Genomic DNA, 16,009 nt, shown 5'->3' on the forward strand with positions numbered 1-16,009 from the left:
TCAGGCGGAGACGGCCGCGACTTCGGGAGGCGCGGTGCTGCTTTCGCGCAGCCCGAATCGGGTGTGCAAGCGGCGCAGTGGTCGCGGAGCCCACCAGGTCCAGCGCCCGCCCAGGCGCAGCGCCGCCGGGAGCAGGAATCCGCGCACCACGGTGGCGTCGGCCAGCACCGCCAGCGGCAGCCCGATGCCGAATGCCTTCATGAAGGTGATGTCGGAGGCGAGGAAGCCCAGGAACACGATGGAGATGAGGACCGCGGCCGCGGTGACGATGCGGCCGATCCGCTCCAGCCCGATCGCGACCGAAGCCGTTGCGTCCCCGGTGTTCTCGTACTCCTCACGGATGCGGGCCAGCAGGAAGACCTGATAGTCCATGGCCAGCCCGAAGGCGACGGCGAACAGCATGACCGGCACCACCGCCGACAGGTCGCCCGTGGGGGTGAACCCGAGCAGCCCGGACAGCCTGCCCTCCTGGAAGATCCACACCAGTGCGCCGAAGGTGGCGGTCAGGCTCAGCGCGCTCAGGATCAGCGCCAGCACCGGCACCAGCACGCTGCCGGTCAGCAGGAACAGCAGCAGCGCCATGGCGATCACCACGAAGCCGAGCGCGAAGGGCGCTCGCGTGGTCAGCGCGTGGATGGCGTCCATATTGGCCGCGTCCACCCCGCCGACCAGCGCCCGCGACGGTGCAGGGGTGGCGCGGACGGCGCGGATGACGGCGTCCACCGTCCTCGGGTCCGTGGTGGTGGGCACGACGGAAAGGTAAGCGGCATCGCCGGTTTCGAACCGATGATGGGCGGCGGTGGCGGGTATCGCGAGCGCGCCCCTGATGTAGCTGCCCGTCGCGGTATCCACGCGTGCGACATCATCGAGCGACGACAGCGCCACGGCGTAGTCGGCGACCCCGGTCTTGCTGTCCGGCAGCACCACGAACAGTCCGCTGAGTTCGGGCGCGTCGAAATCGCGCTGTACCGTCTCGGCCACCTGCCGCGCGGACGACCCCGCCGGCATGGACCGATAGTCGGGAAAACCGGGGTGGAAGCGCAGGAACGGCAGCCCCAGGGCGAGCAGCAACGCCACCGTGACGGTGGCGACCGGAATCGGCCGCCGCATGACCATTGTCGCGAGCCGATGCCAGAAGCCCTGGTCCAGCGCGCGGGAGTCGCTGCCGGACACCCGTTTCCGGCCGATCCGGAACCTGTCGATGCGATCGCCCGCCACCAGCAGAATCGCCGGCAAGACCGTCAGCGAGACCACGGCGGCGGTGAGCGCCACGGCGATCCCGGCATACCCGATCGACCGCACCGCCAGCAGCGGGAAGATCAGCATGGACGACAGCGCGACGGCCACGGTCAGCGCGGAGAAGGCCACGGTCCGCCCCGCGGACCCCATGGTCGTGATCAGCGCCGCGCGCGGATCGGCGGCCGTGGCGAGCTCCTCGCGATACCGATTGACGATCAGCAGGCTGTAGTCGATCGCCAGGCCCAGCCCGAGCAGTGAGGCCACATTGGTCGCGGTGGAGGACAATTCGGTGAACTCGGCCAGCAGCCAGAGCACACCCATGGTGAGCATGGTGGTGACGGTTCCGGTGATGAGCGGTAGCGCCGCGCCCACCACGGTCCCGAAGACCACGAGCAGCGCGAAAAGGGTCAGCGGAAACGCCACGGCCTCACCGGCGGCCACGTCCCGCTGTCCCTGCCGCACGGTTTCGTGCAGCATCATGGCGTACCCGCCGACCCGGACCTCGATCCCGTCGTGCGTACCGCCGAATTCCGGTGCCAGATCGGCGATCCGGTGGTCGATCCGCATCTCATCGCCCATGATCGTCGCGACGATGAGGCCCTGACGGCCGGTCTTGTCGCGCAGCGCGGGCAGGTGCCCCGAGGTCCAGTACGACATCACCCCGGAGACATCGGACTCGGCCTGCAGACGCCGCACAAGTTCCGTTGCGGCATGCGTGGATTCGGCATCATCGATGGTCCTGCCGGCGTCCACGAGCAACACCAGGTTCGGCGCGCCCTGCCCGAAGTGGTCCCGCAGCGCATCGGCGGCCGTGCTGGATTCCGCACTCGGGTCGAAGTATCCGCCACCCTGCAGCTTGCCGAACAGCGTGGTGCTCGCCAGTCCGGCGAGCACCGCCAGCACCCCGGCGACGACCAGCACCGCACGATGCCTGCGCACTACGAATCGCACCACGGTCAGCGCGCCTCCGCCCGCATGAGCAGCTTCTCCGGATGCACCAGCGCGCCGATCACAGTCTCCCGCACCGGAATACCCGGCACCGGCCGCAGCCGCCAGCGCGCGCAGATGGTCGCCACCTGCAGGGCGATCTCGGTGAGCGCGAACACGTTTCCGGGGCACTGCCGGGCGCCCATGCCGAACGGGATGTGCGCGCCCTTGGACATGTCCGCCATCCGCTCGGGCAGCCACCGGTCCGGATCGAAACGCTGCGGATCGGGATGCACGGCGGGATCTCGGTGCACTGCCACCGGGCAGACGAAAAGCATACTGCCACCCGGGATTTCGATATCTCCGAGGGTGTACGGGGTAGAAACGTGCCGGACCGTCAGCCACGGCGAATACTTGCGCAGCGTCTCGAGCACAATGCGCTTGGTGAGCTCGAGCTCGGCCAGGTCGCCGAACTCCGCGGCCCGCGGGTCCCCCTGCGTGCGCAACACGGCGTCCACCTCGGCGTGCAGCGCGGCCTCCACCTCGGGATTCTGCCCGAGCTCGTGGAACACCCAGGCCAGCGTCGCCCCGATGGCCTCGGTGCCGCCGACCAGGAAGTTGATCAGCTCGTCGTGCACCTGGGAGTCGGTGAGCGCACCCCCGGATTCGTCGCGGGCCTTGAGCAGCGTGTCGAGCAGATCACCGTGATCGAGGTCCGGATCCGCGGCGAGTTCGGCGCGGTACGCGGCGATGATGGTGCCGGTGGCCGCCTTCATCTCCACCACCAGGCGGTCGAACCGGCGATTGCCGGGCAGCGGCAGCCGGTCGATCCAGGCGGGCCGGGTGACACGCCGGGAGAGCAGGGTCATGACCGGCGGCAGCAGGCGGTGGATGTGTTCGGCCGTCTCGGAACCGAGTTCGCCGGTGAACAGCGATCCGGCCACGGTGCGCAGCGCCAGGTCGTGCATCTGCTCGTTGACCGCGAGGAAATCACCGTTGCGCCAGGACGCGGCGCGCTCCGCCCCGAGCCGTGTCATGACCGCCGCGTAGCGCGCGATCCGGGACTTCGCGAAGGCGGGTGCGATCATGCGCCGTTCGCGCCGATGCCGCTGGCTCTGGAGCACGGTCACGCCCTCACCGAGCAGCGCCTCGGCGCGTTCGATCATCAGCCCCTGGTCCGACAGCGCCACGAACGCCTCGCGGACCAGCTCGGGATCGGTGACGACATAGGTGTCGTAGCCGGGAATCCGCACGCGCACAACCGGTCCCACCGACGAGAGCGTGGACAGGAATCGGTAGGGCCGGCGGCCGAACCGCGGCCAGTGGCCGAGCAGCGGGATCGCACCGGGCGCGATGGGCGCCGCGCGATGCGCGATCGGCGTAACGGTGGCGGTGGATGTCATCGCGAAGGTGCTCCAAATCTGGCGGGCCGGATCGCGCGACGACGCGCGGACTCTTGGTAATTGCGGGCGATGGCCCGACTGTCGATTGCCGGAAGGGTGCCGGTCTCGGCCAGAGTAACCAGGAATTCGATGCCGTCGCAACCGGACTTTCGTCTTTGTCTCCGGAGCCAAAATCCATTGTCATTATTGGTTCTCCGGGAGCAGTGGCATTCGATATGACACCGCCTCCGGGTGATGTCTGTCGCTCTCGGGACCGAGTCTCCTTGACACCGTATGGCGCTCGTCTCTAGCGTCCGTGGAATCCGAACCGAGCCACTGTTCGCCTCGTTCGATTCACAGGGACGGCCCACTCGCCAGTTCCATCCATCCCATTACGATCGGGAGTCACCATTGTGAGTGCCGCGCGCCTCGGTGCGCTGGGAGCCGCTCTCCCCCAGCGCGAATACACCACCGACGAAGTACTGGCCCGAATGTCGAGCGGCGGGCAATTCGAAGTCGAGCGGATCACCGGAATCCGCACCCGGCGCATGGTGGACCGGTCCGCGGGCGAGGACAGCCTCTCGCTCGGCGCCCGCGCCGCGCAGGACTGCCTGGCGCGCTCGCGGTACGAGGCCACCGACCTCGACGTGATCATCAGCGCCGGCACCACGGTGCACGATGGATTCCACATGGTGTTCGAGCCCGCCGCCGCCCACGAGATCGCCCGCCGGATCGGTGCGGACCATGCCATGGGCTACGACGTCGTCAATGCCTGCGGTGGCACCATGACCGCGATCTACCTGCTGGAGAACATGATTCGCGCCGGCCTGGTGCGCACCGGCATGGTGGTGACGGCGGAGATCATCTCCCCGGTCACCGAGGGCGCACTCGCCGAGGCGAAGGACGCGCGCGATCTGCAGTTCCCGGCGCTCACCCTGGCCGACGCCGCCGTCGCGGTGATCGTGGACCGTGCCGAGGACGAACACGACCGCATCCACTACGTGGACATGATCACCTGCGCCGAGTTCTCGCCGCTGTGTATCGCCAAGCCCAGCGACGCCTCCGAGAACATGATCATGCTGACCGACAATATGACCATGCAGGCGGCGCCGCGCCGAGAAACCTGGGCGAAACTGCACCGCGATCGGCTCGTCAAGCGCGGCACCACCTTCGCCGATGAGAAGTTCGATTTCATCGTCTTTCATCAACTCGGGGTGGCCTTCACCGAGAAGCTGGCCGAATCCGGCGCCAAGATCCACGAGGCGGAAATGCCGCCGCGGCTGGCGACCGTGCACAAATACGCGAATACGGGTGCCAGCACGCATTTCCTCGCGATATACGACTACATATCGCGCGGCGAAATACCGAAGGGTTCCAAGATCTGCGTGGTGCCGACCGCCTCCGGAATGATCTTCGGCGTCATGTCGGCCACTCTCGATTCTCTGGTGGGATGAGCATGTCTGTTGTCATCGAACAATCCGCGATCAGCGCCGCCCCGGCCACCGCGGGATCCATCGACCATGCCGTGGCCGCGGGCCGGGAATGCCTGGAGCGGGCCGGAATCGAGCCCGGCGATATCGACGTGCTGGTCAATGTCGGCGTCTACCGGGACGGCAATGTCGTCGAGCCCGCGAACTCCGCGCTCATCCAACTCGGGCTGCGCATGCACCTGGACTACGAGGCGGGATCGGGCCGCTCCACCTTCTCGTTCGACCTGCGCAATGGCGCGTGCGGGGTGCTGAACGCCGTGCACGCCGCGACCGCGCTGCTGGCCAATGGCACCGCGCAACGGGTGCTGGTCGTCGGCAGTGATGCGCACCCGGGCGGAATCACGCACCGGCCGAACGACTTCCGGTACGCGACCGTCGGCTCGGCCTGGTTGCTGAGCAAGGGGGTGGATCGCGAGACGGGTTTCGGCCCGCTACGTATTTCCCCGGTGCGCGACCGGGCGGCAGGCGCGAATCCTGGCGTCGCCGGATATCTGGACCTGAAGGCCATGGGAAACGATGGGCAGCAGACGATTACGGTCGAGGTTGCACCGGACTACGACACGGTGATCACCGCGACGGCAGCCGACACGCTGCGCGGCTATCTGGCCGATCAGCCCGAAATCGACACGGGCAATACCGTTCTGGTCACCAATAACCCGGTGCCGGGACTCGCGAGCGCCCTCGCGGAGGAATTCGGATTCGCCCGCGGCTACCAGGCGATGACCGGCGACCGCGACGCCGGAAGCTCGGGCCTGGCCATCGCCTACCACCAACTTCGGGAGCAGGGAGCGCTCACGCCGGGCGCCGAGCTGGTATTCCTGGCGGCGGGTTCGGGTCCGATGGCCGGATGCGTGAGCTACCGGGTGGAAGGGGCCGCGTGAATCCGGTACTCGACGATCCGGATCTGCTGCTGGCGCGACAGATCGAGAAGTACGCCGGTTTGCCCGCCGTCAGCTATCGGACCCGGCCGCTGGGCGGCGCGGGCGGCGTCGGCGTCAACGCCGCCTTCGACGCGCTGACCTTCGCCGACCTCGGCGAGCGGATCGACGCCTACGCGCGGTCCTTCACCGAGATCGGAATCACCAAGGGCGTCAAGACGATTGTGATGGTCCGGCCCGATCCGGATCTGTTCGCGGTGATCTTCGCGCTGTTCCGGGTGGGCGCGGTGCCGGTGGTGGTGGACCCGGGCATGGGCGTGAATCGCATGCTGCACTGCTTCCGCAGTGTCGGCGCACAGGCGTTCATCGGCGTTCCGGAGGCCCACCTGATCCGGATCGCCGCGCGTCGCACCTTCCGCTCGGTGCGCGTGCACGTCACGGCGGGCGCTCGCTCCTATTGGGGCGGTTACACACTGGCGCAGCTGGCCGAGCGCGGCCGCGCGGGCGAGCCGGTCGCGGTCGCCCACGCGCCCGGAGATCTGCTGATGATCGCGTTCACCACCGGCAGCACGGGCCCCGCCAAAGGGGTGGAGTTCACCCGCGCGGGCTTCGCCGCCTCGCTGCGGGTGGTCACCGATCTGCACGATCGCGCGGACGGTTTCGTCTCACTGGCGACGGTGCCGCTGTTCGGGCTGTTCGATCTGATGCAGGGCGCGCACGTGGTGCTCGGGCCGGTGGATCCGGTGAAGGTGTCGCAGGCCGATCCCGCGCTGCTGGTCGAGGTGGCCCGCGCCTTCCGGATCACCGATCTGACCGCCTCGCCCGCCCTGCTGGGCCCCCTCGGCGCCTATCTGGACCGGACCGGAAGCGAGTTGCCCAGCCTCACCACGGTCATTTCGATGGGTGCGCCCGCGAACCTGGAGGCGCTGGTCGCGGTGCGCGACGCGCTCGGACCGCGGGCCCGGGTCTTCACCACCTACGGTGCGACCGAGGCGCTTCCGCTGAGCACCCTGGAGTGGTCGGAGCTGGAAACGCTGCGGGAGCGGACCCGGGACGGGGCCGGCACCTGCGTGGGACGGGCACTGCCGGAGTCCGACAGTGATACCCGCGTGCGGATCATTCGCATCACCGATGACGAAATACCGTTCTGGACAGACGATTTGGAGGTCGCGCCGGGCGAGATCGGTGAGATCGTCGCCGCCGGACCGCAGGTCAGTCAGCGCTACCACGACAACCCGGCCGCCGATGCGCGCGCCAAGATCGACGAACGGCTACCCGACGGCACGCTGCGCCGCTGGCACCGCATCGGCGACCTCGCCTGGCGGGACACCGACGGCCGACTGTGGTTCTGCGGCCGCATCTCCCAGCGGGTACGCACCAGCGCCGGGGACCTGTTCACCGTGCAGTGCGAACAGATCTTCAATACCCACCCGGATGTCCACCGCACCGCGCTGGTCGGCGTCGGCCGGGTCGGTGCACAGGTGCCGGTGCTCTGCTACGAGCCGCGCGCGGGCGTCGATCGCGGCGCGGGCCCCCGCATCGAACGGGAATTGCGGCGACTGGCCGAGTCCCACGAGATCACCGCGCCGATCCGCACCTTCCTGCGGCACGACGGCTTCCCGGTCGACATTCGGCACAACGCCAAGATCGGCCGCGAGGTGCTGTCGGAGTGGGCCGGCGCCCGCCTCGGCTACGACAGTGAAGGAAAACAGCGATGAAGGTCCTCGTCACCGGCGGCACCGGATTCCTCGGCAGCCACATCGTCGACCAGGCCCTGGCCGCGGGCGACCAGGTGCGCGTACTCGCCCGCCCCACCGCTGATCTCGGCTATCTGCGCTCGCTGCCCGAGGTCGAGATCGTGCACGGCGACCTCGGCGACCCGGAGTCGCTCACCGCGGCCTGCAAGGGCGTGGACGTGGTGCACCACAGCGCCGGCCGGGTGGCCGAGACCGGCCACCGCGACCAGTTCTGGGAGGCCAATGTCGAGGGCACCCGGCGGCTCATGGATGCCGCGCGGCGCGCCGGCACGGGCCGTTTCGTCTTCGTCAGCAGCCCGAGTGTGGCCACCGAATACGATCGCGAGCGGTTCGGCATCGACGAGTCCGAACCCTATGTGCGCAACCCGAAGAGCTACTACGTCGAGACCAAGGCGATTGCCGAGCGCGAGGTGCTGGCGGCGAACGGGCCCGACTTCGCCACCTGCGCGCTGCGTCCGCGGATGATCTGGGGGCCGCGCTCGGGCGGCTGGATGACGCTGCTGCTGAACAAGATTCGCTCCGGCCGCCTGCCCGATCTGTCGGGCGGCAAACCGGTGCTGGTGTCGATCACCTACTGCGAGCATGCCGCTCGCGCGTGCGTGCAGGCGTCGCGGTCCGACGCGGTGGCCGGGAACCCCTATTTCCTGGCCGACGCCGAGGACGTCGACCTGTGGGGCTTCGCCCGCGACCTGGCGAGGGCCTTCGACCTGGCACCGCCGACCCGGACCATTCCGAAACCGGTGCTGGACGGCATCATCGCGGTCTTCGACACGGTCTGGAAGATCCCCGGGCTGCAGTCGCGCGTCGCGCCCCCGCTGTCCAGCTGGACGGTCGCGGCGCTCACGGTGTCGAGCACCTACGACACCGGCGCGGCTCGGCGCGATTTCGGCTATGCCCCCACGATTTCCCTGCGCGAGGGGCTGGATCGCTATGTGGCGTGGGCGGAATCGATCGGCGGACTGTCCGCCCTGCCGTCCTGATTTCCCTGCCGTCCTGATTCCCTCTACTGTCCTGGTCTGCTCACACCAGGACAGCGCAACGCTCCCGGTCCGGAATGAACCGGGAGCGTTGTCGTTTCGTCTCACCCCGCAGACGGCAGGGCGCGTTCCTCCGCAGGCAACAGCAGCGCGGTCAGCTCGTCGAGCGCGGCGTCCAAACCGTCGGTCAGGTACTCCATGGCCGGCAGCTTGTCGGCCGCCCCCAGCACGCCGAAGTGCAGCGCGTCGAGGTAGCCCACACAGGTGACATTGAACGGGTTGCCGTGCATGAGCAGCGAGATCGGGTACAGCGACTCCAGCCGGGCACCGTTCCAGTACAACGGATTTCGCGGTCCGGGAACATTGGAGATGCCCATCGGATGCGAGGCCGGAGTGTTGGTGCGACCCCAGGTCAGTCCCATGATCCACGGCAGGGTGACGGCCAGACCGTAGCCGATGACCGTATCGGCCGGGAGACCCGCCATCTCCTGCTTCGCGGCGCGGATGGCCGCGCGGACCGCAGCCAGGCGCTCGGCAGGGTCGGCGATATCGGTACCCAGCGCGGTGAACATCATGCCCGCGCGGGTACCCACCCGGTCGTCGTCGCCTTCCCGCAGGTCCACGGGGACTCCGGCGGTGAGCGGGCGTGCGGGGAGCTCCGCATGTTCGGTCAGGTAGTCGCGCAGGGCCGTACCGACCAGATACAGCACGATGTCGTTGATCGTGCAGTCGGCGGCCTTGGCCAGCCTCTTGAACCGGCCCAGGTCATAGCGGCGCAGGGACAGGTCCCGGCGGCCGGTGATCGGCCCGTCGAAGATGGACGCCGGCTGCTGGTAGGCCCGCTGCGCCGCGGTCCGGCCGCGGGCGCGGCGCAGGGCGTCGCGGCCCGCCGCGCCGATGCCGCGCACCAGTTCGAGCACGCCCCGCAGCGTCACGAGCAGGGTCCGCAACCGACTCGCGGACGGAACCCGCTGCGGCGCATCCGGATTCACGCGGCCGACGGTGAACAGGTTCGGTGTGTCCCGGTCGGCCGGATCCGTGGAGAAGGTGTCGGTGAACAACCGCATCAGCGACGCGCCGTCGAACAGGCTGTGATGCACCTTGAGAATGAGGGCGAAGCGGTCCGGCGACAGGCCCTCGACCAGGTGCATCTCCCACTGCGGCCGGGTCGCGTCGAGTTGTTCGCGGTGGATGCGGGCGGCCAGCTCGACGAGTTCGCGGCGGTCACCGGGCCGGTTCAGCTGCCAGGTCCGGATGTGGTCGGCCGGATCGACCTCGGCGGCCTCGCGCATGAGGGCCACCAGGCGGGTCAGCGGACCGCTGACCGGCACCAGATTCCACGGCTGCGGCACCGCGATCGGGGCGACGACCTGTGCGCGCCAGCGCCGGACGAAGCGGGCCGCATCCCCGTCCGGGACGGTGAACTCCAGCAGGAATGCGACATGCATGGGCATATCGGGTGATTCGAGGGACAGCCAGACGCCGTCGGTGGCCGACAGCCGCTTGATGGCCATGCGCGATCCTTTCGTGCTCGGGACTCAGTGGGCCGACCGGGGTGTGATATCCAGCCGCATTCCGGTCGGGATGACAGCGAAATGGAAACGGTCCCTCGGTGGTTCGCTGTTCACCGGCAGCGCGATGTCGAAGTTGCGGCACACCATGCCGGTGACGCTCTTGACCTCCAGCATTGCCAGGCCGCGGCCCGGGCAGAAGCGGGGGCCGGAGCCGAACGGGGTGGAGGCGTCGGGCCGGTGATTGCCGGGGCCCTCGTTCAGCCAGCGATCGGGATCGAAAACGTGCGGCTCGCTGAAGTTCTCCGCCTGCAGGCCAGCGTGCTGGACATTGACGATGACCCAGGTTCCCGCCGGGATGTGCACCCCGGCGATGGTCCGGTCGACGATCGCTTCCATGCCGATGAGGGGCGTGGTGGGCTGCAGTCGCATGGATTCGGCCGCGACCGCCTCCAGGTAGGGCTGCCGGTCCAGCACCGACGGGATCTCGGCGATCTCCTCCCGAATCCGCTGCTGCACTTCGGGTTTTCCGGCCAGGTGGTAGAGCAGCCAGGCCATGGCATTGCTGGTGGTGTCCTGGCCCGCGATGAGGATCGTGAGCGCTTCCGCGAACAGCTCGTCATCGGTGAAGGAGCCGCGGCCGTCCTGCGCCAGCAGCAACGCCTCGATGAAATTCGTGGGTCGCTCTGGGAGATTCGCGCGGGCGCGGGCGATGACGGCGGTGAGATCCTGCCGCAGGGCCGCCAACGCGCGTTCGAGGGCCCGATCGTCGGGCAGCTTCACATAGCGCCAGTAGGGGAACGGCATGGCGAGCCGGCGATTCAGGATGGGGAAGATCAGCTCCAAATGGCGCTGAATGACGTCGCCGGATTCTTCGATGGTGTTGATGTCGTAGTCGAAGGTCAGTTTGGCGGTGACATCGACCGTGTAGCGGGTCAATTCGGCGCGCACATCCTCCGGGGACCGGCGTTCCCAGCGCCGGCGCAGGCGTTCGGTAATGGTCTCCAGGGTGGGTTGGAAGCCGCGCAGGTGAGTCGCGTTGAAGGCGGGCATGGCCAGCTTGCGCCGCCGCCGCCATGCCTCGCCCTCCAGGGAGAACAGGCCGTTGGAGCCCATGTCGTCCATGACCGACTCGATGGCGGACTGCCGCCGGAAGCCGGCGGGGCGGTCCCGCAGGATCTCCCGATTGAGTTCGGGATCGCTCACCACCACGATCCGCCGACCGGGCATGCTGACCCGGTACAACGCCCCGTATTCGTCGCTCCAGGAGTCGAATTGGCGATGCAGCAGGGAGGGTGTCAATTGCGGGAGATTGCCGACCAGTGGCCATCCTCTGGGCCCCGGTAGATCGTCCACTGACACCATTCGAGAAGTCGAGAGGGACACTACAGGAGCCTAACCGCGAATTGGCTCGAATGCGAAAGATGAAGAACCGCTTTGCATTCGGAGACAAAGAATGCGGTGCAATTTAGTATCGCGAAACCAATTGACCTGGAATCGAATGAAAGTGACTGCACCCCTTGCCAAGCAACCGTTTGGTGTCATGGCGACCAGGGATGATGCTGTGCCGATTGGTATTTCGCACACACTCCTTGGTGCTCGAGTCTGTTCTTGGTGACAATCGGCAGATGCTCGCCCTCGTTCCCCCACTGGGTGATGACTCGCCCGTCCTGGCCCGCCTGTTGCCGCGGCTCCCGGAGATTGCCGCCGGTATCTTCGAAGCCGCACTGGGCGCGGTGCCCGGCCTCGAGAACCTGCCCGAGGACCACTTCGCCGATGTCATGCCCAGCTTGCTGGCCGGGACGGTGGCGTTCATCCGGGCCATCGAGGAGCGGCGCGTGATCACCGCCGAAGAGGTCGCGGAGTACGTCGTCCCGGTGGTGGAGCGGCACGCCGAGGACCGAATCCCCGTGCGTCAGCTCATGACCGGCCTGTTCGGCGGCGCCCGCTATCTCTGGGACGAGGTTGCCGCGACCGCGGAGCCGCACGAGTTGCCCGATATCGTGGCGATCGGTCAGCGGGTGCTCGAGGTGCTCACGCACATCACCATCACCATCTCCGAGGTGCACTCCGACGTCGAGCAGTCCATCTACACGGTCGAACGCGAGGCGCGCCGCGCCCTCTGCTCGGCCCTGCTGCGTGGCGCGCCGGTCGAGGAGCTGGCGGCCCGCGCCGACATGGCGCTGGCGGACCGCTACGACGTCCTCACCTTCCACCTGCGCCCCGACCCGCTGGTCATGGTGGCCGACACCATGGTCACCCGCCGCCGGATCCGGCAGTTCCAGCAGGCCCTCGACGCACTGCTCGGGACGACGGTCCTCAATACCTTCGACGGCTCGAACGGAATCGCGTTGCTGCCCAGCAGATCTCGTCCGCTCTCCGAAGTCGGCGAAAGTCCCCTCGCGCGCTTGGCGGCGGGCCTGGCCGACCAGTTCGGCGTCGACGTCTTCATCGCCGACTGTCCGGGCGTCGCGCGCGCCGATCTGCCCGGCGCGGCGCGGCAGAGCACCGACCTGGCCGAACTCGCCCGCCTGCTGGGCCGCTCCACCGGCGTCTATCGCCTCGACGACCTCCTGCTCGAATACCAGCTCACCCGCCCCGGCCCCGCCCGAGACCGCCTGGCCGAACGCATCGCCCCGATCCTGCGCCACCCCCACCTCTTCGAAACCCTCGACGCCCACATCCGGCACGGCTCCGCCGACCGCAAGGCCGCCGCCGCGGTGGTTCACGTCCACCCCAACACCTTCAGCTACCGGCTCCGCCGGGTCGCCGAACTGACCGGCCTGGATCCCAGCGACCCCAACGATTCCCGGCTGCTCGCCGCCGCCCTCACCATCCACCACCTCTACCCGGCTCCCGTTGTTCCGGATCCCGGTGACGGAGCTGCCATGTGACGAAATGCGCGAACCGGCTAGCGTTTGAAGCCGACACCGCCGACGATGCAGTGCCGCACGGCGTTCAGGGGGGTCAAGCGGGGGCCGTCGGGCCACCAGTCGTCGCAGAGCACCAGACCCGGGTCGATCATCTGCAGGTCACCGAACAGGGCCTGGATCTGGGCGCGGGTGCGGAAGCGGCCGGAGCCCATCGGGCTGTGGACGAACTTCTCCTCCATCTTGCGGGCCAGATCGCTGTACTCGTCGGCCTCCGGATCGCAGAAATGGGCGATCGCGACATAGGAACCCGATGGCAGCGCGTCGATGTAGGTGCGCATGAGGGCGGCCGCATCGTCGGACGGATAGTGGTGCAGCGTCCCGATCTGGAACATCGCCAGGGGGCGGGTGAAGTCGAGTTCGTCGCGGACCTCGGGATGTTTCAACACCTCGAACGGCCGGAAGATGTCGGCAGTGACGATGGAGGTGTTCGGACTGCCGACCAGCAGGGCGTGGGCGTGAGCCAGCACCATGGGGTCGTTGTCCACATAGACGACCCTCGAATCCGGCTTGACGCGCTGCACCACCTGATGGGTGTTCTCGGTGGTGGGCAGGCCCGAGCCCAGATCCAGATACTGGTCGATGCCCGCCTCCTTGGCCAGGAAGCGGCACACACGGATCAGGAAATCCCGGTTGGCCCAGGCCAATTCGGCGACGCCGGGGGCCACTGTGCGGACCTGATCCAAGACCAGGCGATCGACCTCGAAATTGTCCTTGCCGTTCAGCGCCGCATCGTAGACACGGGCGATGCTGGCGCGCGTGGCGTCCACTCCGACCGGTATCGCGCTCGGGTAATCAGCTGCCGCCCCGGACATCCCCGCTCCCCTCGATGCGTCCAATCCTCGACCTCGATCATCGTAAATCCGAGCTCACCGCCCTGACCTGGGTCTGCTCGAATTACTCAGAGCGTGGCCGCCATCTTCTGCGCGGTCGCCGCGTGCCCGTACTGATTCGGATGGAATTGCGCGCCTTCGCCATTGTCGACCGAGGTGCCGTTGACCCAGCGGTCCGGGATCGCCTCGCAGACATCGTGACCGTTGTAGATCTCGTAGGTGCTGAAGTACTCGGTGCCGGCCTGGGAACGCAGCATGGTGTTCAATCCGCCGACGACGGTGTCACGCGCCCAGTCGACATCGGCGGGCAGCACCGGCTGCCGCCCGGCGCACAGGGCCGCGTTGTCGGGCAGGATGTGCGGGTAACCGACCAGGACGACCCGCGCCTGCGGGGCTCGGGTCTTGATGTCGGACACCAGTTTCGCGACCTTGGCCGAGACCTGCGACAGCCGGGTCGGCATCGAGGCGTCGTACTTGTTCTTGCACCCCAGCAGCGCCTCGGCACTACCGCTGGCGATTCCCGTCCCGAGATTTTGGAATACGGCGCTGCCCGTCCCGGATCCCGTGCCGAGGGTTCCCGCCGTCACACAGTCCTTCACGATGCCGGTGAAGCCGATGTCGTTGCCGCCGACGCCCAGGGTGACCAGATTGGTGTCGGCGGTGACGGCCGAGAGCTGGGTGCTGGTCACCGAGTCGGTCGTCGCGCCGCCACACGTGACATCGGTGAGGCTGTAACCGCGCGCCGCCGCGAACAGGTGAGCGTAGTTGCGATCGGAGCGTGAGCAGGTCTTGTCGAGGATGGTGGAGATCCCGACTCCCGCCGCGTACGAATCCCCCAGCGCCACATACTTGGTGCCGGCGTCGGCGCTAGCGGGCGCGATACTGACGAGGGTCCCGGCGGCGACGATCGCAACAGTGGACAGGCAGTACTTCAGATTCACGATATAGGTCCTCGCGGTCGAGCTCGGGCGAATAGCCACAGACGGTACGAGATGACCTGACAGCCAATAGGTCAAGCGACCGAATCGTTATCCGCGGTCGGGCGGCGGCCCCCGGGCCGCAAACCCATGAACGGCGGTCTGCGACGAAACGAAGGGCCCTCGTTCGCCGTGTCCGGCCAATAGAGAGACAATCTGGCCGGTAGGCTCGAGCGGTCCACTCGTCCGATCGGAAGGGAGCGGCATCAATGGCAACAGGCACTGTGAAGTTCTTCAACGCCGACAAAGGATTCGGGTTCATCACGCAGGACGAGGGTGGACCGGACGTATTCGTCCACTTCAGCGCGATCCAGTCGACCGGTTACAAAACGTTGCAGGAAAACGACCGCGTCGAGTACGACGTGGTGCAGGGAGCAAAGGGCCCGCAGGCGGAAAACGTCGTCGTGCAGGGTTAGTACGTTCTCGACCGCGGACACGGCCGGCAACGGTGCGTTCGAGGTCGCCCCGACCTCATCGCGTACGCCCGAACACGAAGCAAGCCCCCGGCCCAGGTGACCAAAGGCCTACACAGTGTTTGGACGACGTGGAGGAACTCAACTCGGACGTAGCACCGGATACGACCGGGCGCGGTTCTCTGCGTGCATGTTGCGAACGTGCTGTGGCGCAGCGTGTTCGGCACGCAACAGCGCATGCATGGAATCTCGGTACCGGGATCCGGCGGAACGCTCATCATTGAGCCGCGTGGGTGCCTTTTGCCCAGGCCCACGCCGTCAAGCGCCAGTCGGTGCCGAGCTTGCCGAGTGCCGCAGTGAAGACCGCGCCGGTTTGCGTGACCGGCTCACCCTGAAGGGTGTACGAGAAGGTCACTGGAACGACGACGTACCCGTAGTCGCCCGTGACATCGACATGCCGTGGCTCACCGAGATCGATGTGGTAGCCGGAAGCCCCGACATGCTCAGCCTCGCGAAGCGCGGCCCTCCACCAATCCTCTGCCGCTGTCGGCCCCTGCCAAACGTGCGGCGGCATTCCGTCGAGAATCTGCATCGGGTCAGCGCATGCTGCCGCCATTGCCTTCTCGTCACCGTTGTTGAAAGCGTCGACATACTGGCGCACTACCGCCATCAGATCGTTGGAGTCGGGCATTCCA

13 protein-coding genes are annotated in these 16,009 nt (G+C 67.7%); 6 read left to right on the forward strand and 7 right to left on the reverse strand.

Annotated features, from left to right (window positions below; genetic code table 11):
- Together AB0L60_RS31100 and AB0L60_RS31105 are read right to left on the reverse strand one after the other, a co-directional pair.
- A complete protein-coding gene (locus tag AB0L60_RS31100) occupies positions 1-2,193 on the reverse strand; it encodes an MMPL family transporter (RefSeq protein WP_364621142.1) in 2,193 nt (730 codons plus the stop codon).
- A 2-nt stretch (positions 2,194-2,195) separates the two neighbouring features.
- A complete protein-coding gene (locus AB0L60_RS31105) occupies positions 2,196-3,569 on the reverse strand; it encodes a cytochrome P450 (RefSeq protein ID WP_364621145.1) in 1,374 nt (457 codons plus the stop codon).
- 392 nt (positions 3,570-3,961) lie between these two features.
- Between AB0L60_RS31105 and AB0L60_RS31110 the strand changes: the two genes are divergently transcribed.
- From AB0L60_RS31110 to AB0L60_RS31125, 4 genes are read left to right on the forward strand one after another with little or no spacing between them, the layout of a single operon-like run.
- Positions 3,962-5,002, forward strand: coding sequence for a 3-oxoacyl-[acyl-carrier-protein] synthase III C-terminal domain-containing protein (locus AB0L60_RS31110; protein ID WP_354834250.1), 1,041 nt, complete (start codon positions 3,962-3,964; stop codon positions 5,000-5,002).
- Entirely contained in the window at positions 4,999-5,919 is a 921-nt protein-coding gene (locus AB0L60_RS31115; RefSeq protein WP_364621149.1) for a hypothetical protein, read from the forward strand. The genes AB0L60_RS31110 and AB0L60_RS31115 overlap by 4 nt, the downstream gene beginning before the upstream one ends.
- A complete protein-coding gene (locus AB0L60_RS31120; RefSeq protein WP_364621152.1) occupies positions 5,886-7,634 on the forward strand; it encodes a fatty acid CoA ligase family protein in 1,749 nt (582 codons plus the stop codon). The genes AB0L60_RS31115 and AB0L60_RS31120 overlap by 34 nt, the downstream gene beginning before the upstream one ends.
- Positions 7,631-8,653 (forward strand): NAD-dependent epimerase/dehydratase family protein, encoded by a 1,023-nt coding sequence (locus AB0L60_RS31125; RefSeq protein ID WP_364621155.1) that lies wholly within the window; start codon positions 7,631-7,633, stop codon positions 8,651-8,653. The genes AB0L60_RS31120 and AB0L60_RS31125 overlap by 4 nt, the downstream gene beginning before the upstream one ends.
- A 101-nt stretch (positions 8,654-8,754) precedes the next feature.
- Here the strand turns inward: AB0L60_RS31125 and AB0L60_RS31130 are convergent, their stop codons facing one another.
- Together AB0L60_RS31130 and AB0L60_RS31135 are read right to left on the reverse strand one after the other, a co-directional pair.
- Positions 8,755-10,164 (reverse strand): wax ester/triacylglycerol synthase family O-acyltransferase, encoded by a 1,410-nt coding sequence (locus AB0L60_RS31130; RefSeq protein WP_364621157.1) that lies wholly within the window; start codon positions 10,162-10,164, stop codon positions 8,755-8,757.
- A gap of 24 nt (positions 10,165-10,188) precedes the next feature.
- The gene (locus AB0L60_RS31135; protein ID WP_364621160.1) at positions 10,189-11,517 is read right to left on the reverse strand and encodes a cytochrome P450; all 1,329 of its coding nucleotides are present in this window, start codon (positions 11,515-11,517) and stop codon (positions 10,189-10,191) included.
- A 272-nt stretch (positions 11,518-11,789) separates the two neighbouring features.
- Here AB0L60_RS31135 and AB0L60_RS31140 point away from each other — a divergent pair, with 272 nt between their 5' ends.
- Positions 11,790-13,055, forward strand: coding sequence for a helix-turn-helix domain-containing protein (locus AB0L60_RS31140; protein WP_364621163.1), 1,266 nt, complete (start codon positions 11,790-11,792; stop codon positions 13,053-13,055).
- Between the two features lie 17 nt (positions 13,056-13,072).
- Here AB0L60_RS31140 and AB0L60_RS31145 read toward each other — a convergent pair whose 3' ends face one another.
- Both AB0L60_RS31145 and AB0L60_RS31150 read right to left on the reverse strand, forming a co-directional pair.
- Positions 13,073-13,906: an SAM-dependent methyltransferase gene (locus AB0L60_RS31145; protein WP_364621166.1), complete on the reverse strand. Its 834-nt coding sequence runs from the start codon at positions 13,904-13,906 to the stop codon at positions 13,073-13,075.
- Between the two features lie 86 nt (positions 13,907-13,992).
- The gene (locus AB0L60_RS31150) at positions 13,993-14,865 is read right to left on the reverse strand and encodes an SGNH/GDSL hydrolase family protein (RefSeq protein WP_364621169.1); all 873 of its coding nucleotides are present in this window, start codon (positions 14,863-14,865) and stop codon (positions 13,993-13,995) included.
- 245 nt (positions 14,866-15,110) lie between these two features.
- On the opposite strand from AB0L60_RS31150, the gene AB0L60_RS31155 reads away from it, so the two are divergent.
- Positions 15,111-15,317, forward strand: coding sequence for a cold-shock protein (locus tag AB0L60_RS31155; RefSeq protein WP_364621172.1), 207 nt, complete (start codon positions 15,111-15,113; stop codon positions 15,315-15,317).
- A gap of 274 nt (positions 15,318-15,591) precedes the next feature.
- Here the strand turns inward: AB0L60_RS31155 and AB0L60_RS31160 are convergent, their stop codons facing one another.
- Entirely contained in the window at positions 15,592-16,005 is a 414-nt protein-coding gene (locus AB0L60_RS31160; RefSeq protein WP_364621175.1) for a nuclear transport factor 2 family protein, read from the reverse strand.
- Between the last annotated feature and the right edge of the window lie 4 nt (positions 16,006-16,009).

The sequence above is a fragment of the Nocardia sp. NPDC051981 genome, assembly GCF_040680715.1.
GTDB lineage: Bacteria > Actinomycetota > Actinomycetes > Mycobacteriales > Mycobacteriaceae > Nocardia.